The sequence below is a fragment of the Streptomyces sp. SID13031 genome (assembly GCF_010548305.1).
Lineage (GTDB): Bacteria > Actinomycetota > Actinomycetes > Propionibacteriales > Kribbellaceae > Kribbella.
In genome coordinates this window covers 303,163-328,450 of the sequence record NZ_JAAGLV010000009.1, presented here as the reverse complement: position 1 = coordinate 328,450, position 25,288 = coordinate 303,163, and the positions used below count along the sequence as shown (strand labels likewise).

23 protein-coding genes are annotated in these 25,288 nt (G+C 66.5%); 15 read left to right on the top strand and 8 right to left on the bottom strand.

Annotated features, from left to right (window positions below; all coding sequences use genetic code 11):
- Window positions 1–54 precede the first annotated feature (54 nt).
- From G3I17_RS20180 to G3I17_RS20155, 6 genes are all read left to right on the top strand, one after another.
- Window positions 55–330 carry a YggT family protein gene (locus G3I17_RS20180; protein WP_164598483.1) on the top strand — a complete coding sequence of 92 codons (276 nt, stop codon included), beginning with the start codon at window positions 55–57 and terminating at the stop codon, window positions 328–330.
- Window positions 331–753: 423 nt separating this feature from the next.
- Window positions 754–1,485, top strand: coding sequence for a hypothetical protein (locus tag G3I17_RS20175; RefSeq protein WP_164598481.1), 732 nt, complete (start codon window positions 754–756; stop codon window positions 1,483–1,485).
- On the top strand, window positions 1,482–2,303 hold the full coding sequence (locus G3I17_RS20170; protein ID WP_164598480.1) for a cobalt transporter: 822 nt from the start codon (window positions 1,482–1,484) through the stop codon (window positions 2,301–2,303). Before G3I17_RS20175 ends, G3I17_RS20170 begins: the two co-directional genes overlap by 4 nt.
- Before the next feature lie 80 nt (window positions 2,304–2,383).
- Entirely contained in the window at window positions 2,384–7,210 is a 4,827-nt protein-coding gene (locus G3I17_RS20165; protein WP_164598479.1) for an Ig-like domain repeat protein, read from the top strand.
- A 44-nt stretch (window positions 7,211–7,254) separates the two neighbouring features.
- On the top strand, window positions 7,255–7,749 hold the full coding sequence (locus tag G3I17_RS20160) for a VOC family protein (protein ID WP_164598476.1): 495 nt from the start codon (window positions 7,255–7,257) through the stop codon (window positions 7,747–7,749).
- Between the two features lie 7 nt (window positions 7,750–7,756).
- Complete coding sequence (locus G3I17_RS20155; protein ID WP_343238360.1) at window positions 7,757–8,548, top strand: MerR family transcriptional regulator; 792 nt, start codon at window positions 7,757–7,759, stop codon at window positions 8,546–8,548.
- Here G3I17_RS20155 and G3I17_RS20150 read toward each other — a convergent pair.
- Complete coding sequence (locus tag G3I17_RS20150) at window positions 8,531–9,319, bottom strand: endonuclease/exonuclease/phosphatase family protein (RefSeq protein WP_164598473.1); 789 nt, start codon at window positions 9,317–9,319, stop codon at window positions 8,531–8,533. The genes G3I17_RS20155 and G3I17_RS20150 overlap by 18 nt on opposite strands.
- Before the next feature lie 152 nt (window positions 9,320–9,471).
- Between G3I17_RS20150 and G3I17_RS39915 the strand changes: the two genes are divergently transcribed.
- Window positions 9,472–9,645, top strand: coding sequence for a hypothetical protein (locus G3I17_RS39915; protein WP_203590475.1), 174 nt, complete (start codon window positions 9,472–9,474; stop codon window positions 9,643–9,645).
- An 11-nt stretch (window positions 9,646–9,656) separates the two neighbouring features.
- On the opposite strand, the gene G3I17_RS20145 is transcribed toward G3I17_RS39915, so the two are convergent.
- The 3 genes from G3I17_RS20145 to G3I17_RS20135 form a co-directional block, all read right to left on the bottom strand.
- Window positions 9,657–10,991, bottom strand: a complete 1,335-nt coding sequence (locus G3I17_RS20145) for an ABC transporter substrate-binding protein (RefSeq protein WP_164598471.1) — start codon at window positions 10,989–10,991, stop codon at window positions 9,657–9,659.
- A gap of 112 nt (window positions 10,992–11,103) precedes the next feature.
- Complete coding sequence (locus tag G3I17_RS20140) at window positions 11,104–13,299, bottom strand: FUSC family protein (protein WP_239062703.1); 2,196 nt, start codon at window positions 13,297–13,299, stop codon at window positions 11,104–11,106.
- Window positions 13,300–13,563: 264 nt separating this feature from the next.
- Window positions 13,564–14,454 carry a LysR family transcriptional regulator gene (locus G3I17_RS20135; protein WP_239062702.1) on the bottom strand — a complete coding sequence of 297 codons (891 nt, stop codon included), beginning with the start codon at window positions 14,452–14,454 and terminating at the stop codon, window positions 13,564–13,566.
- Between the two features lie 57 nt (window positions 14,455–14,511).
- Between G3I17_RS20135 and G3I17_RS20130 the strand changes: the two genes are divergently transcribed.
- The 4 genes from G3I17_RS20130 (at window position 14,512) to G3I17_RS20115 (ending at window position 17,190) form a co-directional block, all read left to right on the top strand.
- Entirely contained in the window at window positions 14,512–15,360 is an 849-nt protein-coding gene (locus G3I17_RS20130; protein ID WP_164598467.1) for an NAD(P)-dependent oxidoreductase, read from the top strand.
- 49 nt (window positions 15,361–15,409) lie between these two features.
- Window positions 15,410–15,835 carry an SgcJ/EcaC family oxidoreductase gene (locus G3I17_RS20125; RefSeq protein WP_164598465.1) on the top strand — a complete coding sequence of 142 codons (426 nt, stop codon included), beginning with the start codon at window positions 15,410–15,412 and terminating at the stop codon, window positions 15,833–15,835.
- Window positions 15,836–15,995: 160 nt separating this feature from the next.
- Entirely contained in the window at window positions 15,996–16,472 is a 477-nt protein-coding gene (locus tag G3I17_RS39910) for an excalibur calcium-binding domain-containing protein (protein ID WP_203590474.1), read from the top strand.
- 100 nt (window positions 16,473–16,572) lie between these two features.
- Window positions 16,573–17,190 carry a hypothetical protein gene (locus G3I17_RS20115; protein WP_164598460.1) on the top strand — a complete coding sequence of 206 codons (618 nt, stop codon included), beginning with the start codon at window positions 16,573–16,575 and terminating at the stop codon, window positions 17,188–17,190.
- 6 nt (window positions 17,191–17,196) lie between these two features.
- On the opposite strand, the gene G3I17_RS20110 is transcribed toward G3I17_RS20115, so the two are convergent.
- The 4 genes from G3I17_RS20110 to G3I17_RS20095 all read right to left on the bottom strand — a co-directional run bounded on the left by G3I17_RS20110 (window position 17,197) and on the right by G3I17_RS20095 (window position 20,598).
- Window positions 17,197–17,523, bottom strand: a complete 327-nt coding sequence (locus G3I17_RS20110; protein ID WP_164598458.1) for a putative quinol monooxygenase — start codon at window positions 17,521–17,523, stop codon at window positions 17,197–17,199.
- A gap of 87 nt (window positions 17,524–17,610) precedes the next feature.
- Window positions 17,611–18,702, bottom strand: coding sequence for a proline racemase family protein (locus tag G3I17_RS20105; protein ID WP_164598456.1), 1,092 nt, complete (start codon window positions 18,700–18,702; stop codon window positions 17,611–17,613).
- A 4-nt stretch (window positions 18,703–18,706) separates the two neighbouring features.
- Window positions 18,707–19,711 (bottom strand): pyrroline-5-carboxylate reductase, encoded by a 1,005-nt coding sequence (gene proC / locus G3I17_RS20100; protein WP_164598454.1) that lies wholly within the window; start codon window positions 19,709–19,711, stop codon window positions 18,707–18,709.
- Window positions 19,708–20,598 (bottom strand): MurR/RpiR family transcriptional regulator, encoded by an 891-nt coding sequence (locus G3I17_RS20095; protein WP_164598452.1) that lies wholly within the window; start codon window positions 20,596–20,598, stop codon window positions 19,708–19,710. The genes proC and G3I17_RS20095 overlap by 4 nt, the downstream gene beginning before the upstream one ends.
- Window positions 20,599–20,683: 85 nt before the next feature.
- On the opposite strand from G3I17_RS20095, the gene G3I17_RS20090 reads away from it, so the two are divergent.
- Genes G3I17_RS20090 through G3I17_RS20075 form a run of 4 tightly spaced genes read left to right on the top strand, consistent with a single transcriptional unit; the run spans window position 20,684 to window position 25,288 of the window.
- Window positions 20,684–21,853, top strand: coding sequence for a C45 family peptidase (locus G3I17_RS20090; protein ID WP_343238359.1), 1,170 nt, complete (start codon window positions 20,684–20,686; stop codon window positions 21,851–21,853).
- A gap of 12 nt (window positions 21,854–21,865) precedes the next feature.
- A complete protein-coding gene (locus G3I17_RS20085) occupies window positions 21,866–23,485 on the top strand; it encodes an ABC transporter substrate-binding protein (protein ID WP_203590473.1) in 1,620 nt (539 codons plus the stop codon).
- A 4-nt stretch (window positions 23,486–23,489) separates the two neighbouring features.
- Entirely contained in the window at window positions 23,490–24,437 is a 948-nt protein-coding gene (locus G3I17_RS20080; RefSeq protein WP_164598448.1) for an ABC transporter permease, read from the top strand.
- The gene (locus tag G3I17_RS20075) at window positions 24,434–25,288 is read left to right on the top strand and encodes an ABC transporter permease (protein ID WP_164598446.1); all 855 of its coding nucleotides are present in this window, start codon (window positions 24,434–24,436) and stop codon (window positions 25,286–25,288) included. Before G3I17_RS20080 ends, G3I17_RS20075 begins: the two co-directional genes overlap by 4 nt.

Below are 25,288 nucleotides of genomic sequence, written 5' to 3'. Positions count from 1 at the left end.
TTTCCGGCCCGTCGGCTTCGTTGAGCCTGGCAAGATGGAACAAAGGAGTTGGTCATGAGTCTGATCGGAACCCTCGTCGGGTACGCGTTGTCCGCGTTCCTGCTGGTGTTGATTGCCCGCATGGTGCTGGATTGGGGCGGTCTGATGGCGAACGGCCCGGCCTGGGCGGTTCGTGCACGGACGCTGACCCATGCCTGGACCGAGCCCGTGCTCGAGCCGGTACGGCGTCGCGTGCGGCCCGTTCGCGCCGGCGGAATCTCGTTCGACCTGGCGTTCACCCTCGTCTTCGTGGCGGCCCTGATCGTGCGATCGGTCGCCTTCAGCCTGTAGCCCTTCCACCCTGCACGCCCTTCAGCCTGTAGCCGGAGCGTCTCACTGTGGTGTTTGTTCGTCACCTATCTCGAATCTCAGCGGTTAATAGTTCACCAATGCGTCTCTTGGGGATCACCAAGAGACGCATTGCTGTTCTCGGGGGAGCGGGAAAGTCCGGGGGTTGCGTTGATCGGAGCGCTCGGGGCTTAGGGGTGTGGAGCGTTGGGGCAACATGTGCTGCGCCTGCGTCGACCGTTGCAGTTGCGGCGAGCGCAGAGCGTGCGGCAGCCGAGGCAGAGCCGACATCCGGTACTGCGAAGTCTGCTGCTGCGAGGGCCCGTACTGCGTGGGCTGGTAGTGCGAAAGCCGGTACCGCGAAAGCCGGTACCGCGAAAGCCGGTACCGCGAAAGCCGGTACCGCGTGGGCTCGCCGTTGTTGGTGTGCTCGCGGCCGTCGGTGCGGGCGGGATCGCCACGGCCGGACCGGCCCAGGCGCATCCGTTCGGGGATCCGCAGACCGTCGTCATCGCGTCCGACCAGGCCCGCGCCGACGTCGTACGGGTGCACTGGAAGGTCGGCGGGCTTGATGATCTGACGCTGCTCGGCGTCGCACTCGGGGTACTTCCGCAGAGTCGGGTGATGCTCGACGGGGCGGCGTTCTTCGAGCCGGCGGATGCGGCGGCGATCGGGCCGTCGGCGAAGTTCACGGCTTATTTGCTGGCGCAGATCAAGGTGCGAACTAAGGGCCGGGACTGCGCGGGAGTCGTCGAGTCGGCAAAGGATCTCGCCAAGACCGGCGTCGAGGTCGCTTTCACCTGCCCTGAACCGGTGGTGAAGGCCGACGTGACGGTGCGAATGCTTACGGACCTCAACGCCGCCTACCGAACGCTCGCCACCGGCCCGAACGGTGACCGCACGGTCTACTCAACAGACAAAGACACCTACGACTGGGTCATCAGCGGCGCAGCGGCAGCACGCCAGGGCGGCCGCGATACAGCGGCAACAGGTCAAACTCAGAACCATGCGGGCCGCAGTGCCGCCGGGCAACTCTCGGCGGTGGCTGGGGTAGTAGCAGTCCTCGCGGCAGTAGCCCTCATCGCAGTGCGCGGACTGCGCGGACTGCGCGGACTGCGCGGAGTGCGCCGAGCTCGCCGACGGCGGGTTGTCGCGTGATCGCCCTCGCGCTTTCCGACCAGTTGCAGAATTTCGTCAACTCGCCAGGTGTGCCACCGGTCGCCTTTGGGCTCGCATTCCTCGCCGGAGCAGGGCATGCGGTGATGCCGGGCCATGGCAAGAGCCTCGCGGCGGCCTACCTCGTCGGCTCCCAGGGCAAGATCAAAGACGCGGCTTGGCTGGGTGGATCAGTCGCGGTGATGCACACGGTCTCCGTACTGGTCATCGCGCTGGCCTGGACCTTCCTCTCGCTGGCCGATGTCATCGAGATGCAGCAACTGACAACTGCCCTCCAGCTGATCGCCGGCCTCCTGGTAGCAGCCACCGGCCTCTACCTAGCCCGCAGACACCTCCGCACCGCCAACAACCACGGCCACGGGGACGCGCACGGCCACGCCCATGAGCACGGGCACGGGCACGGGCACGGGCATGGCCATGGCCACGGTCACACCCACGGGCACGGTCACGGGCCTGGCCACGGCGAAGCCAAGCGCCCAGGCCTTCTGATGCTAGGCATCTCCGGCGGCCTGACCCCTTCCCCAGCAGCGTTCCTCGTCCTGGTAGCAGGCCTCTTCATCGGCCGCGCCGGCTTCGCCCTACTCCTGGTGATGACCTTCGGCATAGGCATGGCAGTGGTCCTCTTCGGCGTAGGCCTGCTGGCCATTGCCGGCAGCAACGTAGTCGTCCGAGGCGCCCAAACCCAGTCCGTACTGCGCCTGGCAACCCGCGTCGCCCCAGTACTCGCCGCCTGCGGACTCACGCTCGCCGGCATCGCCATGACCGCCCTAGCCGCCCTACACCTCACCGCCGCCCTCTGACACCGCCCTGCCCCGAAACCGCTCTGCCTCGAAACCGCTCTGCCCCGAAACCGCTGTTCTCTGAAGGAGACATCGAACCGATGACACACCGACTGCGTGCAGGACGGCGAACGCGCGTCCTCTGGGCACTAGCGGCGGCAGCGCTGATCGCGAGCTCCGGTGCCGCGATCGTCCCGTCCACTGCCGGCGCCGAGGACGCACCGCCGAACGCCAACGCCCCGACGCTCAACCTGCGCACCGGCCAGACGCTGGAAGGCACGGTCAAGCTCGTCGCCGAGCCCGCCACCGAGAACGACTCGGTCGAAACCCTCAGCATCGACGGCACCGCCATCGGCGCCGACAAGACCGCCGGCACAGCGCACTTCAGCTTCGACATGGGCGGTAACGGCACCGAGGCTCGGTACCACAACTACGTCACCGTCAACGGCCACACCGCAGACGCCGATCGCATCTACTTCCCGGACATCCCCGGCGGCCGCGCCGGCGCCCTCGACCTCCCCGGTGACTGGCTCAAGACCGGCGTCAACACGGTCACCGTCCACGCCGGAGCAAACTGGGTCGACACCACCAACACAGCAGCGGTCGGTTACGAAGTACTGCCGAACGGCGAAGGCGCCCGCTGCCCGAACTACGACGATTTCCCGTTGACGAGCCTCAGCCTGAGCCTGCTCGGCGTGGTCATCGACGGTGAGCAGAACGCCTTCAGCTACAGCTTCGGCGACGGCACCTGCGGCAGCTCGAAGCACGCCCTCACCCAGGACCTCACCTTCGTCCTCTCCGGCGAGCCGGGCAGCACCGCGGGCCTGAGCAAGGATCTCGACACGACAAAACTTGCCAACGGCACCCATACGATCGTTGCCGCCAGCAAGTCGGGGAAGTCCCAGAGCGTCACGGTCGAGGTCAACAACGCGCCGCCCGGGGCCGCGAAGGTGACTCCGGCTGACGGCTCGCTCCTCAAGGGAAAACAGTCAGTGATCGCCGCCACCGCGAGCAGCGGCCTGGACAAGGTCGAGTCGCTCGCGATCGACGACCAGCCCGCCCAGAACGCCGAGACACTCGCCAGCGGCACCGCGACCATCGGCTTCACCGTCGAGGCCGGCAACTCGGCCGAAGCGAAGTACCACAACTATTTGCTTGTCAACGGCAACCGTGTCGACCTCGGTGGCGACTACGGCGTCGGTGACGCGGAGGCGGTGAGCCTCAAGCTCCCGCAGCGATTCCTCCACGAGGGCGACAATACGGTCCAGGTCAGGACCGGCGACTACAACGGTACGGCGAGTGGCGCGACCTGCGCGAACCACGACGACTTCAAGCTCACCCGTACCTCCGCAGCGCTCGCGTTGAGCACGACAGGTACGGTCACCGCCGGTACGACGTATCTGGTGACAACCACCGGCTCGACGGTCACGAAGACCCCGACGACGGCCGCCTCCCTCGTCCTCGGTGACGGCACCTGCGGTCCGAACAACGAGGCCGAGTTCCACTTCGCCATCGCGGATGCCCCGACGACCCGCACGATCGAGACTCTGGGGAGCGGCGGCGACGCCCACCTCAAGCTGTTCATCGGCGGCAACGGCTCCGACAACGGCTACGACAATGTCGTGCTGATCAACGGCATCCCGCTGAAGCTCGGTATCTGGGAGAAGGAGGTCGCCGACCTCTCCTTCCCGAACGAGTGGCTCGTCCCAGGCGTGAACGTGCTCGAGTTCGTCGCCGGTAACGACCGCGGCAGCGCCACCGCGGGCGGCTGCGACAACTACGACGACTTCACGCTCAAGAACCTCGAGCTCAGTCCGGCCGGCGCGAAGGCGACCCAGCTGACGAAGCAGATCGCCGGTACCACCGTCACGATCGGTTCTGCGAGCTACCCGCCAGGCACCCCGGTGACCGTCTACATCGGCGACGGCACCTGCGGCAGCACCTACAACTCCGTGCTGGACAAGACGATCCTGTTCGACGTCACGGCCACCGACGGCACGCCCGCCCCAGCGCTGGGCAGGCGTGCGGACGTCGACACCAAGACGCTCGCGGACGGCGCGCACACGATCGAGGCCGTCGTCGGTGACAAGACCTCGACCCGCCGGTTCACCGTCGACAACACGGCACCGGAGATCGACAGCAGCGTCCCGGCCGAGGGGCAGAAGCTGACCTCGACCGTCGCGCTCACCGTCAAGATCAAGGACGCCTCGGCCGTCGCCGGTACGCCGGTCATCACCCTCGACGGCAAGGCGGTCAAGCAAGGCGACCAGATCGGCCACGGTCTGCCTGCCGGCGCTCACACGATCGCGGTCATCGCAAGCGACACACTCGGCAACACGGCGACCCGCCAGGTGCACTTCACCAGCGCGAGTATCCCGGACGTACCGACTGAGCTGAAGGCGACCGTCACGGGCAGGAACGCTCCTTCGGCCACTCTCGCGGCCAAGATCCCCGGCGAGGGCGGTGTACCGCTCAAGGCCACCTTCACCAAGGCGGACGTGGTGATCCCGTCCAGCGGGTATCAGGGCATCGCGAGCGCAGTACCGACCACGCTCGACCTCACGCATGACGGCTCGGTCGCTGTCGACTCGTTGCGCCCGCTCGACGGCAAGACGATCGACACCCAGTCCGCGCGCGACGTGGTCTTCCAGCGGTACGACCTGAACCTCGGTAGTACCGCCGAGACCCCGACGCTACGGTGGGAAGGCAGCATCGACCCGGCGCGCGTCGCTGCGTTGAGGGCTTGGAATAAGGCTGAGCAAAAGTGGGTGGCGCTCACCAGTGCCCGCGGCCAGGCCGGTCATTCCACGGTGCTGACGGCGCAACTCGACAACCAGTACCGCGACGGCGACTTAGTTCACGTCTTGATCACTGGCGAAGACCCGTTTGCCGACGACCTGTCGCCACGGGACGCTTCGGCGCAGAACGACAAGGACCACTTCGAGGACCCGGACACCTACGACTTCTCGATCGCACACTTCACCGATACGCAGTACCTGACCGAAGGTGCCGCCGGTGGCACGTACGACGACTGGGACGGCACCAGCGAGCCCTCCGATGTCGAGACCGCCGAGGAGCAGGCGATCTGGGCGGCGGCGTACCGCAACGAGATGCAGTGGATCGCCGACAACTCGGCCGGCCGCAAGATCGCGTACGCCGCGCACACCGGTGACATCATCGAGAACGACTACTACGACCCGCTGGCCAAGAACCCGGACGGCTCGCTGCAGCGTCCCGGGCTGAACGCCGAGGTCGACAAGGAACTCGCGGTCGCGTCGAGCTACCAGAAGATCTTGGACGACAAGGGCCTGGTCAACCAGGTCATCGCCGGCAACCACGACAACCAGCTGGGCGCCGAGACCGGACCCGAGTCGCGGTTCAGCAAGATGTTCAGCGCCGACCGGTACAACGCGCTGGCCAAGACCTGGCCGGCCGGCACCGAGTACCACGCGTGGGACGAGAAGACGAACCCCGACGGCAGCGTCACGCCGGGCAGGGACAACCAGAACAACTACGTCCTGTACGCCGCAGGAGGGCTCGACTTCGTCGCCGTCGGCCTCTCGTACGGCGTGACGCCCGACGAGGCCAAGTGGGCCGACTCGATCTTCAAGCGCTACAAGGACCGCAACGGAATCCTGCTGTCCCACGACTACCTCAAGCCGTCGGCCAATCCCGACGGTCGCGGCGCCGACTTCTCCGCACCGGACGGCTCGCCGATCTACAAGCAGGTTGTCGAGAGCAACCCGAACGTCTTCCTGGTGCTGGCCGGTCACGAACACGGCGTCGGTACCAACTTGAAGACCAAGGTCGGCGTGACCGTTGCGCACGACGTCGTCGAGCTGCTCGCGGACTACCAGTTCTACACGGTCCCGGCCGGTGAGCTGTGGCCGAAGCTGGTCGATGCCCAAGGCAACATCGACGTCAACGGCGACGGCAAGCCCGACCACAAGGCGACCGATCGGCTGCAGTTCGGCGCGAGCTTCCTGCGGCTGTTGCAGTTCGACGTCAAGCGGGCCGAGCTGCACATCGACACGTACTCGCCGTTCCTCGGCAACTTCGGGGCGACCGAGTACGACGTACGCCAGGACGGCAGCCAGACCAAGCCGCGCTACAACGGCGCCGAGGACAACCTGACGATCCCGGTCGACCTGACCACGCGCAAGACGTCCTTCTCGACCGACTCGCTCGCGGCGTACGTCCCAGCCGGGGCGATCGGATCGGACGATGTGGCGGCCAACGGCACGGCCACGACGACCTGGACCGGCCTCGCGCCGGCGACGTCGTACGGGTGGATCGTGTCGGCGGTCAGTGCGGATGCCGGTACTGCGGTCGCGCAGCCGGCCGTGTTCCGTACTGCCAAGGGCGAGGCGACCGTCACGGCGACGTCTGCGGCGGTGGACTGGGGTACTGCGGCCAACGTAACCGTCAAGGTGAGTGCCGACGGCCTACCGGTGACGGGCATGCTCGAGCTGCGTGAAGGCGACAAGGCCCGAGGCTCTGCGGCACTCACGGGTGGCAGCGCGACGCTCCCGCTCCCAGTAGGACTCTCGGCCGGCACCCACACGCTGACTGCCTCGTACTCCGGTAGCGACTCGCTCGACGCAGCGACCGGCGCTGTCACGGTGACGGTGAATCTGGCGCCGGCCTGGAGTTCCACGGCTTCGTACAAGGCTGGAACCAAGGTTAGTTACAACGGAAAGACTTACCTGGCCTCCTGGGCGAGCAAGAACCAGAAGCCAGGCGAGCCGTATGGCGCCTGGGAAGAATTGGCGATGGCTGAGGACGGTACGACCATCTGGACCGCCTCCCGGGTCTTCCGGACCGGCGACAGGGTGTTGTACCAAGACCACTTGTACGAGGCCAAGTGGTTCAGCAACAACCAGCCGCCGACCACTGCCCCGAACGGTCCTTGGAAGCTGATCAGCTGACCGCGGCTTGACCCTGACGCGACGTGAGGGTCGGTACTGGTCCTATGAACGATTTCATGGGACCAGTACCGATGCCGGCCCTCGATGCGGTGGCCCCTGAGGTCTATCGCGGCTTCTACGGCATGCCGATGTTCACGCTCCTGCCGACGCGTGACCTGGAGGCGTCGAAGGATTTCTGGATCCGCGGGCTCGGCTTCATCGACCTGTTCTCAGCACCCGGGCAGGTGACCCACCTGCGGCGATGGGCTTTCCAGGATGTGCTCCTGCTCCCCGTCGAGCAGGTAGCCGAGCAGCCGTCGATGAGTATCAGCTTCTCCTGCGTACCCAGCCAGATCGACGAAATCCGTGCCCGGTGTGAGGAGCTCGTGCCGGGGAGTGCGGCGGAGCCGGAAATCAAGCCATGGAACTCGCTCGAGCTGACCGTGCACACACCCGAGAACACGCGAGTGGTGATGACGGCGGCCCGTCCGATCGACCCGGACAGCGCCGTGGCAGCCAACTTGCGGGCCATGGGCATCGAAGTACCGGCTGGTGGGTAAGACTGGGCTGGTGACCGAGGACCTGACCGTCGGACGAACAGCCGAGCTGGTGGGCGTCAGCGTGCGGACGCTGCACCACTGGGACGCGATCGGGCTCGTGCGCCCGAGCGGGCGCAGCTGGTCCGGCTACCGCCTGTACTCCGGTGACGAATTCGCCCGCATCCACCAGGTGCTCGTCTACCGCGAACTCGGCTTCCCGCTCGCCGCGATCGGCAAGCTCCTCGACGACCCCGAGGTGAACGCTCGCCGCCACCTCCGCCGCCAGCGGTCCGAGCTGGTCGACCGCATCGCCCACCTGCAGACGATGGTCTCATCGGTCGATCGGATGCTGGAAGCAACAACCTCCGGCATCCAGCTGACCCCGGCGGAGCAGGTCGAGATCTTCGGCACCGACTGGCGACCTGAGTTGGTCGACGAGGCCGAGGATCGTTGGAGCGACACCCCGCAATGGGCCCAGTACTCCGAACGAGCCGCTGCCCTGACTCCCGAAGACTGGAAAGAGGTCGCGGCGACGACCAAAGCATTGGAATCCGATCTCGCCGACGCAGTACGAGCCGGCGTCGCTCCCGGCTCGCCCGAAGCCAATGCGCTGGCCGAACGCCACCGCACGCTGCTCTCGACCTACTTCGACTGCACCCACTCCATGCACGCCTGCATCGGCCGTGGCTTTGTCGAAGATCCCCGCTACGCCGAGTACTACGAACCGATGGCCGTCGGCCTGACGACCTGGTTTCGGGACACCATCTACGCCAACGCGCAGGCCCACGGCATCGATCCTGCCTCAGCAACCTGGCAGTGACCTCACCAGTCGCGCCTGCAGTCCGAGGTGGTCGGAGACGTAGGTGCCGAGCGACGGCAGCTTGTCAGGGAAGAGCACCTCGGCGGTCTCGGCCGTCAGCCCTTTGACCAAGATGAATTCGATGCATTGTGATCGCGTCCCGGCCGGCAGATAGGCCGCCTGGAAGGTCGGCGGGCACTCGCCGCCGAACGCGTCGGCCAGCCCCGTCGTTGCGAGGAAGCCTTGAATTAAGGGCTGATGCCGCGGGAGGTTGAAGTCGCCCGTCACGACGCAGGGACCCGCTACGAGCTGCGCGAGTGCCGTCAGCTGCGCGCGATGGATCGGATGGAACCTGTTCTCCGCCGACCAGGTGCCGTCGGTGTTGGCGAGCAGATGTGCGTTCACGACGGACAGCCCGGCGATCCGCGTCACCAACGCGCCCTTCAAGAACCCCCGCCAGCGCAACGACAACTCGGTACCCCGTGGCGCCGCCAATCGCTGGTACCGACTGGACTCCACCGGCAGTCGCGTGAACGTCACCAGTCCGCCCGCAGGCCCGAGCATCGAGGCTTGGTACACGGCCTGAAACGACGGCAGCCCCGTTGCGAGTCGACGGAGGTGGTAGTAGCTCAGTACTTCCTGGAAGTTGACGACCTGCGCCGACGAGGCCTCGAAGGCGGCGCCGATCGCGGCGTACCTGGCCTTCAGCCGAGAGCCCCGGATCGGCATTCCTCTCGTGTTGAGAGAAGCGACGTCAACTGGTCCGTAGTGCCCCTCGGGTGCTGGTCGCATTCGTCGATCCTGATTCATTTTCCTGATCACGGCGACCCCTTGCATGCACCGTCAGCCGGGGGTTGGATGAGCGCCTCGCCGGGTACCTGCACTCCACCCCTTCTGCTTTCCTTCCTTACCTTCCCGCCCGGAATCTCGACAGGAGAATCATCATGTTCGCCATCATCGCCGCAGTGATCTTCGGACTGGCACTCATCCTCGATTGGGCCAACGCGACCGTCAGCGACGCCTTCACCCCGCAGACCCTTCTGATGGCAGGGCTGCTCTGCATCGCCCTGCACCTCGCAGGCATCGGCGCCTCCGCCAAGTGGGGTCGCCGCCGCTGACGTTCGCCGCCCTACTTGACTTGAGCGATGTCCTTGTCGATCTGCTCGTCCGCCTTCTTCAGTGCGGCGGGCAGGTCGGTGAGGCGGCCGGACTCGTAGCGGTACCCGACGTCTTGCAGGGTGAGCATGTACGCGTCGCCGTTCGGAGTGGACGGGGGACTGATGCTGTCCTTGTTCTGCGCGATCTCGGTGAAGACCGCCATCAACGGATCCTTGGTCAGCTTCGGCGACTTCAGTGCCTCCAGCGTCGACGGCACGTTGTGGATCGCGTTCGCGAAGCTCACCACGGCGTCCGTGTCGGTGGTCATGAACTTGACCAGCTCCCAGGCCGCGTTCTGCTTCTCGCTGGTGCTGGCGATCCCGATGATCGTGCCCGAGAGTCCGCCGCGGCCGTAGCTGGCGGCTTGGTCGTCCGGCACCGGGAGCGGCGCCACCCCGAGCTCGAACTTGATCCCGGCCTCCTTGGCCATTCCCGCCCGCCACTCACCGTCGATGGTCATCGCGACCTGCCCGGTGTGCAGCGGGTTCTTCGCGCCGTACTGGTCGCCGAAGGTAGTCCGGTACTTCTCCAGCTTGGCGTAGCCGCCGAGCTCGTCGACGAGTCGCTTCTGGGTGGTGAAGAGCTGGGTGACCTTCGGGTCGCGGGACGCGTTCGCCTTGCCCTGCTCGTCGAAGTACTTCAGCCCCCACTGGTAGCCGTACAGCAGCAGGGTGGAGGTGTAGCCGTGATAGTTCGGCATGAAGCCGAGCTGCGAGTAGCCGTCCGCGGTGGGCTTGGTCAGCTTCTTCGCGTCCGCCTCGAACTCCGAGAACGTCTTCGGCGGCGAGGTGATCCCGGCGGCCTTGAAGGCGTCCTTGTTGTAGTGCAGGCCGTAGGTGTCGGCCAGCAGCGGCAGTGTGCAGCGCTTGCCCTGGTACTGGGTGTATCCCTGCACGGCCTTCGGAAAGGTCTTGTCCAGGTCCACGCCCGACTTGTCCAGGAAGGGCTCCAGATCCGCGAGCACGTTGGACTTGCAGAAGGCGCCGACGTTGGCGGAGCTGAACGACGACACCACGTCCGGGGCGTTCGGCCCGCCGGCCCGCAGCGCCTGCTTGATCTTGTCGTCGTTGATGTTGCCGACGGCCTTGACGTGGATGTTCGGATGCGCCGCTTCGAAGGCCTTGATGTTCGCGTCGATCGCGGCCACCTCGCTGGGCGCGCTCCAGCCGTACCAGAAGGTGATCGTGGTGTCCTTGGCGGCGTCGTCATTCGCCTTGGGACCACTCGACGTACCGGTGCAGGCGGTCGCCAGCAGGGCGATCACAGCGGCTGCACCGAGGGCTTTCACGGGCTGGATTCGAGGCATCGCACAGCTCCTGATCCGAACTGTTAGGAAAGTTACCTGATATTCCGACGGACGGTAACGTTCCTCGCGGAGGGCTGTCAATTGCCGTCCGCAACGATCCGGTATCTGGCGGTCACGCCGGAGGCCGGACCACCAGCGCTGTCTGCAGCCGCCGCAGGCCGTCGAGGTGATCCGCCGTCCACAACATCCGTACTGCGGTCGCGGTCCAGCGCCCGTCCTTGCCGGTCAGGTCCTGCCGTACCGCGTTGACCAGCCGCTCGTTGGCGTCGCTGTCACGCTCGATCGGGGGCGGGACCTCACCGGCACCGGCCAACGCCACCGCGGTCCGCTGGTACCAGTCCACGATCGACGCGGTCGCGTCCACGAGCTCCGCCCGGGCAGCAGTCCGATTGCCGGTGGGGGAGCCGCCGCGCCGCCACAGCTCGAGGATCGCGTCGGCGGTGATGCGCAGTACTGCGACCCCTGTCACCAGGGTCGCCACATCGGCCAGGGGGAGGCGCTTGCTGCCGCGCTCTGCCAGGAAGGTCCTGAACGCGTCATCGAGCCGCCGTGCAGCTGCTGCGGCGACCCGACTTTCCTCATCCGGTACTGCGACGTTCGCCGCTCGCTCGTCGCAGCGGGTCACGGCATAGTTTATCGCCTGGCGCAGGTAGTGGGCGCTGTCGGAGTAGGCCTCGGCAAGCGCCTGTTGCAAGGCGGAACTCGCACCACGCGGCCAGAGGAGCAGCCCGACGAGGAGGCTCACCGCTGAGCCGATGGCGACGTCCTCGATCCGGATGAGCCCGATCTCCCACCCTGCCGGCGAGATGATGTCGAAGAGGATCAGCAGGACGCCGGTGAAGGCTGCTTGCCCGGCAGCGAAGGAGAACGCTGCAGGCGCTAGGCCGGCGAGTAGTACTGCTATTGGCAGCAGGAACCAGGCGACGGTGGTGTTGGACCCGATGGCCAGTACGACGGCGCCGCCGATGATGATGCCGGCCACGGTCCCGGCGAGCCCGCGGAGCGCGTTCTGCCCGGTGCTCAACGCGTTGGACCGTAGTACTGCGAGTGTGCCGAAGACGACCCAGAACGAGTGCTGTACGCCGGTGAGGTCTGCCACCAGGACGGCAAGGGCGAGACCTATTGCTCCGCGGATGCTGTTGTGGAGCCAGACCGAGTGCCGCTCGACGTGTGCGCCTGCACGCTCGCGTACCGACGACAGTGGCGAGGCGACTCCGGCGGGGCGGCGTCCGAGGAGGTGATCCCACCAGCTGCGGCCGCGGGCTGCTACTGCCAGCTCGATGTTCTCGGCGATCGCGGCGACGGCGAAGCTCATCTCCTGCGCTCTGAAGGTTGGTTCAAGGGAACTGACGAAGGCTTTGATCACGCTGTCGTCGGAAGACGGTGACGGCGGCAGAGCAGTGACTGCTTGCTCCAGCGCGAGGCGCGCGTCTCGGAGCCGCTCGACTTGCTCGGCGAACCCGCTGAGGTTGGCGTCGTCGGAGTCGAGCAGGTCGGCTGCCCGGTCGAGGAGTTCGGCGGCTGCTGAGTAGACGTCGATCAGATACGGCGCGGCAGGCCCGGGGTGGGGCAGCCGCGGGTGAGGTTCCAGGACCGAGTTGAGCCAGATGACTTCGTCCACGACTCGAACCAAGGTCCTTGCCGAAGTCGAGAGGCCGGTGGGGCGGTACGGAGTGCCGAAGAAGGATTTGCGGAGTTCGGCCACTGCTGCGGAGGCTTCGCCGGCCTGGTAGATCAAGGCGGCGGTCAGCTCGGTGTCGGGAGGGTTGCGGAGGCAGTCGAGGCCGGCCTGGAGGCGCCTCGCGAGCAAGGTGCAGGCGTGGGCTGTCGGTCCGCGGAGTGGTTCGCGGGTGGGGGCAGGCCAGAGGAAGGTGATGGCGACGAGCGAGGCGCCGCCGGCCAGCAACCAGCCGAGCAAGCGATCCGGCAGCGTCGCCATCCCGCCGGGCAAGCTGACCGGGAGGATGAAGCTGGCTAGCAACGCCGTCGTCGCACTGGCCAGCACCGAGCTGATGACTCCGACGAACAAGATGACAAAGGCAACAACCAGAGTTGCCGCAGCGGCCGCCCATTCGGAGCCCGAGGCAACGGTACCGATCGAGATCAGTACCAGCCCGGTGACGATCAAACTGACCTGAGCCTGCAGGCGCTCGAGCCTCGTCCCGCTGAAGTCGACGAAGAGCACCGTCGACATCGACCCGAACGAAGCAAAGATCGCAATCACCGGATTGTCGAGCACCAGATACGCGAACGCGAACGCAAGCGGCATCACCACCGCGGCCCGCCCCGCCCGCCGAGTAGCGGACAACCCCGCATCCCTACCCCGAAGCCACTCCAAAACTCTCACCGAGGAACCCACAGTTCCGCCACGCCCCGACCATACGCCGCCCCACCACCCCCAGCCAGCAACAAAACCCCCGACCCGCCGCCCCTGCCGACGATCCGTGTTGCTGCCTCTGCCCACCGCTGCTGCCGACCCACCGCCCGCTCTCTGCCCTTCCCACCGCTTTGCAGACCCACCGCCGACCGCCCTGCCCACCGGCCCTGGCGCCTGTCAGGAGTGTTGTCGGGGTTAGGAATGGAGGACTTCGAGGAAGGCTCGGGCTGCTGGTGATGGGGTGAGGCCGCTGATGACGGCTGTGTAGACCTGCCGGGGAGGTATGTCGTCGGGATGGACTCGAACCAGCTTGATGTCCGGCCGGACCGCCTCGGCTGCCAGGGACGGGACGAGGGTGATTCCGAGGCCTGCGGCAACAAAACCCTGTTTGGCCATCCAGTCCCGGGCGACGAACCCGATCCGCGGCTGGAACCCGGTTCGCAGACAGGCGCCGATCAGCGTGTCCTGCGGCTGGGAACTCCCCGCGATCCAGTCCTCGTCCTGCAGATCAGCCAGCCGCACCTGCCGCTTGCGCGCCAAGCGATGCTCCGGTGGTAACGCGACGTACATGAAGTCGTCCCGGATCTTGCGAAGGTCGAAGCCGTCAAGGTGCTGCACGGCCGGATAGCTGACCACCGCTACGTCTGCCTCGCCGGCGCCGAGCAATTCGAGCAGCCCTTGCGTGAATCCCTCGCGCAAGGTGACCTGTACGTCCGGGTAGCGCCGGTTGAAGGTGGCGATGGCTAGCGGGATCAATGCCGCGTCGGCCGTGGCGAAGGCGCCGACGCGGAGCCGGCCGGTGGCGAGTTCGCGCAGGTCGGTGAGCTCCTGGCGAGCTGCGTCCAGGCGGTCGAGTACCGCCTGGGCATGGACGAGGAGGCGACGGCCGGGTTCGGTCAGCCGTACGCCACGGGGGAGGCGGTCGAACAGCGCAGTACCGGCTTCGTCTTCCAGGGTTGAGATCTGCCGGGAGACGGCGGACTGGGTGTAGCCGAGGACCGGGGCCGCGGCGGTGAACGAACCGCGGGCGGCGACTGCGACGAAGACGCGCAGAAGTGGTGTGGAGAAGTCATGCGGGATCGGCATGGGTTCCATGCTAGACATTCGCTACTCACATCGCTCATCCGTGACTAGCGTGAAGGCATGGACAAGAACACGAAGATCGCCTTCCTCGGCCTCGGCTCCATGGGCGCACCGATGGCCCGCCGCGTCCAGGCAGCCGGCTACCCGCTGACCGTCTGGAACCGCTCACCCGCCCGCGCCGCCGCCTTCGCCGAAGCTGGAGCCGTGGTGACGGTGGCGGACTCGCCGGCCGACGCAGTACGGGAAGCAGACGTGGTGATCACGATGCTCGCGGATCCGGCGGCGGTTCGTGACGTGGTGGGCGAGTTCGCGCCTTCAATCAAGCCGGGAACTATCCTGATCGACGCCTCCACCGTCGGCCCCGCCGTCGTCCGCGAGTTGGCCGAGCTGCTACCAGACGGCGTCACCCTGATCGACGCACCCGTGATGGGTAGCGTCGACCGCGCGGCCAGCGGCGAACTCCTCCTGATGGTCGGCGGCGACGCAGACCCGGTACTTCCACTGCTCGAACTCTTCGGCACGGTCAATCGCACCGGAGCCGTCGGTACCGGTGCCGCCCTGAAACTGGTCCTCATCAACGCCGTGGTGAACGGAGTAGCCCTGGTCGGCGAAGCGATGGCACTGGCCGACGCCCTCGGCCTACCCGAAGCCCAAGTCAAAGCCGCACTGGCAACCTCACCCCTAGCCGGCCTGGCCGGCCGAGCATTTGCCGAAGGCTCCTATTTCCCGGTCCGCCTCGCAGCCAAGGACGTAGCCCTGGCCACCGCGGCAGCCGACCTCCCGATCGCGCGCGCAGTACACGCCCGCCTGACCGCCTACCCCGCCGTCACCAACGAAGACCTCGCTCAGATCATCAAGCCCTTCAGGTCTTCCACACCCTCCACCCGTACCGCGCCCTCACCCACCTGAGGCGGAACCCCTTGACCTCAAGTTACCTTGAACTAGCAATCTGGTCGCCATGGACATCACCGGTCAGATCCCGAGCCCAGCCGACGTCGACGCGATCATCACCCTGGTGGCAACCGTAGAAGAAGCTCAGGGCAAGGAAGACGCCGACGCGTTCCTCGCGCTCATCCGTGACGATGCGGTGTGGGTGACGGGCCACGGCAAGCGCCTCTACGGACGCGACACCATCGCCGAGTTCACCCGCCGTGTACTACCCGGCGCGACGAAGGACTCGTACTCGACCTACAGCCCCGACCACCTGCTCTTCCTCCGGCCCGACATCGCCGTCGTCAACGTCAACCAGAAGTACGCCCTCCGCCCCGGCGCGACCACCGAGCTCTCCGTCGAGACCGGCAGCCCCGTCTACTTCCTGGCCAAGAACGACGGCGCATGGCGCATCGCAGCAGCGCAGAACACCGTCGTAGTACCGGAGCCCTGATCGCGCTAGGTAACGAAACAGGGACGACTGGCTAGTAATAAGCCATGAACCATCGCGGAGAGTGATGGCGCACTGGTAGGCATGGGCTCGCTCGGACCGTAAGCGCCCGCGCATCGATGATCCGTCCCCGGGGGGAACCGAGGGCGGATGGGGGAAAACCATGAACCGAACCACCGCTGCGCTCAAAGCCTGCACCGCGCTAGCCGTCACGGCGCTGCTGGCTACCGGCTGCGGCGCCACACCGACCGCGCAAAAGGCGTCCTCGCAGGCAACAGTCACCACCACGGTGACCACCAAGCCAACTGCCACCACCTCACAACCAGCCGGCCTGGCATCGATCCCACCCAAGAAGCCGGCCACCAAAGCACCCGCAGTACCAGCCACCGTCGCACCAGTCACCAAGCTCCCGATCAAGAAGCCAACCAAGAAGCCATCCATCCACCTGACAACAAAGCCCAAGCCAAAGCCCACAACGCCGAGGCCCACCAAACCCAAACCCACCAAAACCGCCGAGGACACGTACTACGCCAACTGCACCGAGGTCCGAGCCGCCGGCGCCGCCCCCATCCACCGCGGCGACCCCGGCTACTCCTCCAAACTAGACCGAGACAACGACGGCATCGCCTGCGAAAACTGATGCTTAGCAGGTCTCGGCCCAAGAGCCGCACAGGAGCTTCGGTGGCGCGATGAGTCATCGTGAACGGATCGTGCTGGCCATCCGAGCCAGCAGCCGGCCGTTGGATGACGACGAGTTGGCCCAGGCGACGGGGATCATGCCGCGACAGATCGTGAACCAGATCTGCCGCGATCTGGCGGCATCCGGCCTGATCACCCGCTCTCCGGGCAGACTTGGCAAGATCGTGAACGCGATCGAACCCGCCACAGAGGATGACGAGCCGGTGGTCGTCGATCCGGCGACACAGCCCGCCGGCAGTTCGTTCGAGCAGCGCTCAGCAGAGGGGGCGATGCTCGAGGCCTTGGGGCGCAGATTGGGTGTTGCTCTTCGGCCGACCAGGATCGTTCATCCCAGCGGCGCGAAGGTCGAGATCGACGGCGCCGATCCGGAGCAGACGGTGCTGGCCGAGTGTTGGGCTCACCAGGGCTCGGCAAAGGTTGCCCAGAAGTACAAGCTGGTGAACGATGCGGTCAAGCTGCACTGGATCGCACAGGTGCTGCCGCCGATTGCCCGCCGCCTTGTTCTCTGCGTGAGCGACGAGGCTGCGGTCAGACATTTGAGAGGCAGGTCCTGGCAAGGCCAGGCCATCACCGGCCTCGGCGTGAGCCTCGAAGTCGTATCGCTGCCGGACCACGTGGTGGCGGCGATCCTCGAGGCTCAGAAGCGGCAGTACCGGTGATTCGCGTCAGCGGTTGACGGCTAGTTCGCCTAGTTCGGACCAGGTGGATTGGTCGAGTTTGAAGTTGATGATTCGGGGGGTTTCCACCAGGTGGGGTGGGAGGGTGGATTGGGCTGCTTTGAAGTGGTCGGAGTTTACGTGGGCGCCGGCTGCGGCGTCGTCGGCGAAGGATTCGATCAGGACGTATTCGGTGGGGTCGTCGACGCTGCGGGACCAGTCGAACCAGAGGCAGCCGGGCTCGGCGCGGGTGGCGGCGGTGAAGTCGGCGGTGATGGCCGGCCAGCTGTCGGCGTCTTCGGGCTGGACCTTGAACTTGGCGGTGATGAAGATCATCGGGGGCTCCCTGGAGCTGAGGGACAGGTCAGGGTCGATGTTATCGACGGTTGGCGGCGTGGTTGTGTCAATTCGAGACAGCTGTGCTCAGCGCAGGGTGAAGCCGGTACCGAGGGGGTCGCGGGGGTCCAGGGTGAAGGTGGAGGTTCCGGTTCGGTAGGCGTTGCCTTGGACCTCGGTGATCACCCCGGCATCGGGACCGGCCCCGGCATCGGGACCGGCCCCGGCATCGGGACCGGCCCCGGCATCGGGACCGGCCCCGGCATCGGGACCGGCATCGGCGGCAGGTCCGGGGTCGGTGAGTACTCGGCCGAGGAACGTGGTGCCGACGATGGAGTCGTGGCGTAGTACTTCGCTGGGGGCGAGTTGGCCTGAGTCGGCTAGGAGGGCGAGGCGGGCGGAGGTACCGGATCCGCAGGGGGAGCGGTCGGCCTCGCCGTCGGCGAAGATGGCTACGTTGCGTTGGTGCGGTCCGGTCGCGGTACGGCCGAGGTCGTCGTACAGGATGGTGCCGTAGATCCCGTCGAGGCGGCTGTCGGAAGCGTGGCGCGCCCACGGGCCGTCGTTCAGCGCCCACTTGATCTCTCGCCCGATTGCGACGAGTTCGGCGTAGTCCGACGGCGTCACCGACAACCCGACCGATGAGGCGTCGACCGACGCGTAGAAGGCGCCACCGAAGCTGATGTCTGCGCGCACCACACCTCGCTGCGTTGTCACCTCGACATCGCGAGCCGTCACGTACGACGGAACGTTGCGAAAGGCAACGTGTTGCACGGCGCCCGCAAGACAGGTGACTCGGGCAACGACTCGCCCCGAAGGTACGTCGATCACCACGTCGGTGTCACCGTCGGGCGACGAGGCGACCAAACCGCTCTCGACGGCCCACGTACCAAGGGCGATCGTGCCGTGCCCGCACGCCGTCGAGTAGCCGTCCTTGTGCCAGAAGAGCACGCCGAAGTCCGCGCCGTCGTCATTGCCCGGGACAACAAACCCGCCATACATGTCGGCATGCCCACGAGGCTCGTTGACCAGCAACTGCCGAACCTCGTCCACCGAGTCGCTGGCCATCGCAGAGGTGCGCCGCTCAGCCACGCTGGCACCTTCAATGGAAGGCAGACCATCGGCGACGATCCTGAAAGGCTCGCCGGCGGTGTGGTAGTCGACAACCGAGATCTTCACGCCGCTACTCCTGAGTGCCGACGGCTATCGACCTGTCCCGAGCAGCCTGGACCGCCGACATGACAGCGCCACGCACAGCTCGCTTCTCGAGCTCGTGGACGGCCGCGATCGTCATCCCACCCGGGCTGCTGACCGCGGCCCGCAACGCCACCGGATCCTCGTCTGCCCGCAACATCGCACCCGCGCCCACCGCCGTCTGGATCACGAGCTGCGAGGCGAGCGCCCGCGGCAACCCGATCAGTACTCCGGCATCAATCAAGGCTTCGGCTAAGTAGTAAAAATAGGCTGGCCCGCTCCCAGACAACGCGGTCACCGCATCCAGCTGACTCTCTGGCAGCCGTACCACCTGCCCGACCGGCTCGAAGAGCGCCTGCGCGCGATCCAGCTCGGCCTCACCCGCACAAGAGCCCGGGCTGATCGCGATCATCCCCTCGCCGAGTGCCACCGCCGCGTTCGGCATACTCCGAACCACGGCGACCAGGGGACCCAACACTGCCTCGATCTGCGCGATCCGGATCCCACCGGCCGCCGACACGACCAGCTGATCCTGAGTCACCAGCGAGGCCAGGTCGTCCAGCAGCGCAGGAACGTGATGCGGCTTGACCGTGATCAACACCGTCGCCGCCCGCCCGACAGCCTCGGCCAGCGGAACCACCTGTACGCCGTACGCCGCACGCAGATGCGCGGCCCGCTCGACGGAGTGCTCCACCACCAGCACTTGCGATGCGTCGTACCGTGCGCTTTCAACTGGCGATGCGTCGTACCGCGCGCCTTCAACCGGCGATGCCTCGTACCGCGCGCCCTTAACAGGCGACAGCTCGTACCGCGCTCCGTCAACCGGCGATGCCTCGTACCGCGCGCCCTTAACCGGCGACGGCTCGGACTCCCCAGCCGTCGCTTGCGACGACTCAGGTCGCGCAGCCGCGCCGCCTCCCAACCCGCCTACCAATCCGGCGATCAGCGCGCCGCCCATGTTGCCGCCGCCGATGACCGCCACCGTCCCGGTCATTCGAAGCCCAGCTGCTGACGCAGGGTCTCCAGCGTGTGAGCTGACTCCAGCGTGTGCTCGGTGTCGGCGGCCGCGACTGCCTGTGCCAGTGCGTCAGTGGTGACGATGATGGTGAGTACCTCCGCTGTGATGCCGGTGACCGTGTTCGGGACGTGGATCGCGACTGTGACGTCACCGGCCAGCCGCTCGGCCACCGCTTGCTCGCTCAGCAGGATGATCCCGGCGCCGACCGACCGGGCGCGGTCGATCACCACCTCGGCGTCGATGATGAGCCGGCCGGGCGCGATCACGATCACGACGTCCTCGCGCTCGATCGACATCAGGTCGTCGGCGAGCCGGAAACCGGCCGTCTGGATGCAGCGGCTGCGCCGGCCGAGCCGCCGCAGTTTCAGCGTCAGGTGTTCGGCCGCGACATAGTTCGCACCAAACCCGTAAGTCGTGATCTCCCGCGCCTCGAGCATCAGCCGGACGGCCTCCTTGAAGGAGTCCATCGACATGTGCGCGTTGAGGAACTCGATCCGCTCCAGCGACTCGGTGATCACCTTGTCCCAGACGTGCTTGGGATCGCCGCCGGTCGACTCGATCCGGCTGCGCAGCCGCTCCTCGCGCAACCCGGTCTTGAACGGCGCCGCGACCAGATCCTTCAGCTCGGCCAGTCCGGCGTACCCGAGTGCTTGCAGCGTGCGGATGACGGTCGCGTTGCTGGTCTTGCTCGCCACGCCGAGCTCCTGCGCGGACAGATAGAGCAGTCGCTCGGGAGTGCTCTCCGACAGCGACCGGCAGACCGACCGAGCGGCCGGAGTGAACTCGTCCCAGTGGTCGCGGATCCGGGCGCGCAGTTCGACGATGGCCGGATTTCGCGGAACCCCTGTTACATCATCGGTCATCTGTGTATCATCCGATCCACTCGGCTCTGTAACGAACAGTCCACGCATGCAAGCCTTTGTAACACAATCACCCAGGGAGCTCCCAGTGTCGCAGCTGAGGGTCATCGAAGTATCCGGTACGACGCCCCGCCGGCGCGGGATCAGCTACGGGCAAGCGGCCGCTGACCTGATCGCGACGGCGATCGCGTACTACACCCAGGCCTTCGAACTCCAGACGGGCCGGAGCTGGTCCGAGATCCTCACCCTCTCCGAGCCGTGGGAGCAACTGCTGCGCTCCGGCTTCCCGGAGCTGTTCGAGGAGATGACCGGGATCGCCGAGGGCGCCGGCGTCCCGGTGCGCGAGATCGTCGCCCTGAACTGCCGCGGCGAGATCATCTACGACGCCGAATCCTTCCGCCGGAGCTCAGCCACAACTGAAGGTTCAACAGAAGGAACAAGCGAAAGTACAAGCCTTGAACCAAGCCAGGGCGACGCCCCCGACGGCTGTACGTCGTACTCGCTGACCGGCCCGGCCACGAGCGACGGCCACGTCTACACCGGACAGAACTGGGACTGGCGGCACGCGGTCCGCGACACCGTCGTCATCCTGCGCATCGTCCAGCCGCCGAAGCCGACCGTCATCATGCAGGTCGAGGCCGGCCAGATCGGCCGGCACGGCGCCAACTCGCGCGGCTTCGCCCTCAACGCCAACGGGCTCGGCGGCCGGTTCGACGACACCGTCGGTGTACCGCAGACCGTCATCCGCCGGCTCGTACTCGACTCCGACTCCATCTCCGACGCCCTCAAAGTCCTCGTCAAGACTCGCGCGCACATCGCGAGCAACGCCCTGCTGACCGATCGATCCGGTTTCAGCATCGACCTCGAGACCACGCCCGGCGCGCACGGCTGGGAGTATCCGGTCGACGGGTTGATCGTCCACGGCAACCACTACCAGGCGTTCGTACCGCCACAACTGGCCGCCACCCACCGACCGATGTCACCTGACTCACTGCTTCGGGTCCCGCGCGCCACGCAGGGCCTGAAAGAAGCAGCCACGGCGACCGATGTACGCAAGGCCGTCCACACCGCGATGTCGGATCACCTGGGGAGACCCGACTCGCTCTGCGCTCACCCCGACGACCGCCTCGCCGAGCTGAGGCAATGGTCGACGCTGCTGTCGAGCTGCGTCGATCTCACCACCGGCGAGTACTACGTCACGCCCGGAATCCCCTGCGAGCACTCCTACGAGCTCGTTCCGTTCAATCTTTACGACTAGGAGTACCCCCACATGCACGCCAAGAAGCTCACGGCGTCAGTTGCCCTCGGCATGGTCTTCGTCGCCGGCTGCGGTGACGGCAAGAACACGGGCCAGTCGCCGGCCCTCGACCAGGTCAAGCTCGTCGACAGCACGCCGGCCGCGGCCGGTCAGCTCGACCAGGCGACCTGGTTCATGACCAAGGAACCCCGCTCGCTCGACCTGGACGCCGACGCGGCGAACTCGCAGAGCGACCTGATCATGGCCAACGTCTGCGAACGGTTGCTCCAGCTGCAACCGGATCTGACGCTGAAGCCCGGCCTGGCCGAGAAGTACGCCTGGAAGGACAAGACCAGCTTGGTCTTCACCATCCGCCAAGGCGTGAAGTTCCACGACGGTACGCCGCTGACCGCGGACGACGTGCTCTACAGCCTGCAACGGCACTCCGCCGAGGGCGCGTCCGAGTCCGACGAGTACGTCAACGTGACCGGCGTCGCGAAGACCGGCCCGAACGAGATCACGGTGAAGTTCAAGCAGCCCGATGCCGTCTTCCTGGAGGCGATCGCCGGTGACGCCGGCGTCGTGTTCAGCAAGCAGGGGATCGAGGCCCAGGGCAAGAAGTTCGGTACGCCGGACGGCAAGGACGCGTGCTCGGGCCCGTTCGAGCTGAAGGAATGGGCCGCCGGCAAGCAGATCGTGCTGACCAAGGCAGCGCAGTACTGGAACAGCGCGAAGGCGGCCAAGACCGACCAGATCACCTTCAAGTGGGGCAGCGACGACGTCATCGTCAACTCCCTCGTCACCGGGGCGGCCACCGGGTCGTACCTGGAGAACCTCTCCTCGGCGACCCAGTTGGCGGGCGGCTCGGTGACCACGGTCAGCCAGGGCCCGGACACCAGGGTCTGGAGCCTGATGGCGACCGAACGCGGCGGCCTGAAGGACGTCCGGTTGCGCAAGGCACTCGCCTTGGCGCTCGACCGCGAGGGCATCGCGAAGGCTGCACTCTCGGGCCTCGGGCAAGCCTGGAAAGAGCCCGTCGGATCCGGCGCCTGGGGCTACGAGAAGGCGAAGTTCCAGGCCGCGTACGACGCGATCCCCGGCATCCCGGCGAAGCCTGCCCAAGCCGACCTGGACGCGGCCAAGAAGCTCGTCGGCGAGGTCGGTGAGACGCAGCCCATCATCGTCGCCAGCGACGGCAGCCCGGTCCGCAACGTGATCGCCAACGCACTCGTCGACGCCGCGGAGAAGATCGGCCTGAAGGCGACCATCACGCAGATCCCGACCGTGCAGTACGACATGAGCGATCCGGCCGTCCGGAAGACCGCCGACCTGTTCAGCGACGACTACTTCATCTCCAAGAACGACCCGGTCGGCTTCTACAAGAACGGCGCGAGCACCTCGACGGTGCAGTGGCTGCTCAAGGACAAGTCTTACGACGAACTCGTGAACAAAGGGCGTGCGGCGCTCGACGACGCCGAGCGGGCGACGATCGCGATCGACCTGGCCAAGCGCTGGGCCGACGCGATGCCGTGGATCCCGGTCGTCCAGAGCCCGAGCACGGTGGCCCTCTCGACCAAGGTGACCGGCGTACCGGCCAGCGGCTGTTACCGGTACTACCCCTGGGCAGCCGACCTCGGCACGAAGGGGGCCTAAGGCAATGTTCGCGCTACTGCGGCGATTGGGCGCCATGGTGCTCACGCTGGTGATCAGTTCGTTCGTGATCTTCGCGGGGATGTACGCGGCCCCCGGCGACCCGGTCGCGTTCCTGATCGGCAACCCGGAGAACATGACGCCCGAGCGGATCGCCGCGGTGCGCGCGGAGTACCACTTGGATCAGCCGTTCATCACGCAGTACCTGATCTGGGCGAAGGACCTGCTGCACGGTGATTTCGGCTCGTCCTTCGTCTATCAGCAGCCGGTGACGTCCCTGCTCGGTACCCGGCTGCCGGTGACGCTGTCGCTGGTCGCCTACGCCGGCGTGCTGTTCATCGTGATCGGGGTGTTCCTCGGTATCGTCTCCGCGCTGCGCCGGGGGACCGCGGTGGACGCGTTGATCACCGGCGTGACGACGTTCGCGACCTCGATCCCGAACTTCGTCGTCGCCGTGGTTTTGATCTCGATCTTTGCCGTGAAGCTGCGCTGGTTCGCGGTGTCCGGTCCGGGGGAGGGCTTCTTCGGCCGGATCCAGCACCTGACGCTGCCCGCGATCGCGCTGGCGCTCGGCGCGATCGCGGTGGTCAGCCGGGTGACGAGGCAGACGATGGTCGAGCAACAGAGTCTCGATCACGTCGAGGCGGTCCGCAGCTACGGCCTGAAGTCCCGGCAGACCGTACTGCGGCACGTCCTGCGCAACTCACTCGGCCCGGTCATCACTATGTGCGGGCTGATCCTGGCCGGCATGCTCGCGGGGACTGTGGTTGTCGAGGGCATGTTCGGCCTGAATGGCATCGGCAGTCTGTTGGTGGAGGCAATCAACACCCACGACTTCCCTGTCGTGCAAGCGATCCTGCTCTACATGGTGATCGCCTACATGGCCGTCACCGTGATCATCGACCTGATCTATCCGTTGCTCGACGCAAGAGTTCTGGCGAGGAGATCCGCATGACCCTCGACCTGTCCGCACCCGTCGCCGGCACGTTGGCGATCCGCCGCCGGACCGAGTGGCCGTTCTACCTCAGCGTCGGAGTCCTCGCGCTGGCCGTGATCGCCGCCGTGTTCGCATCCTGGGTGTCGCCGTACTCGCCGTCGCAGACCGACTTCAGCACGCTCTGGCAGTCGCCGAGCTCGTCGCACTGGCTCGGTACCGACCAGCTCGGCCGCGACCTGCTCTCCCGGATCATCCACGGCGCACGGCCGAGCCTGCTCGGTGCGATCGCGTTGCTCGCAGTGGCGACCGTGCTCGGCGTACTGATCGGGGTGACGGCCGCGTGGCATCGAGGCTGGGTCGACACGGCGCTCAGCCGGGTTACCGATGTCATGTTCGCGTTCCCGGGACTGCTGTTCGTCGTGCTCGTGATCGCCGTGTTCGACCGCGGCCAGCTGACCTCGGTACTAGGGATGGCGCTCGCCTACGCGCCGGCGATCGCCAAGTTCACCCGGTCGATCGCGCTGGAGGAGATCACCCGGCCGTACGTCGACGCGTACCGGCTGCAGGGGGTCGGTGGATTCATGCTCTGCCTCCGATATCTGCTGCCGAACCTGCTGCCGACTTTGGTCGGGTACTTAGTTGTTCTCTTTGGTGAAGGCCTGATGAGTCTCGCGTCGCTGAACTTCCTCGGCTTCGGCTCGCAACCGCCGAGCTCCGAATGGGGACTGATGGTTCAGGAGGGTCGCACAGGTGTCATCCAGGGCATCGTCGGTCCGGCCCTGATCCCCGGTCTCACCATCGCGATCGTCGTCGTCGCGACGAACGTGGTCGGCGTCCGGCTGTCCGACAAGCTCGCCGTGAGGAAGTGA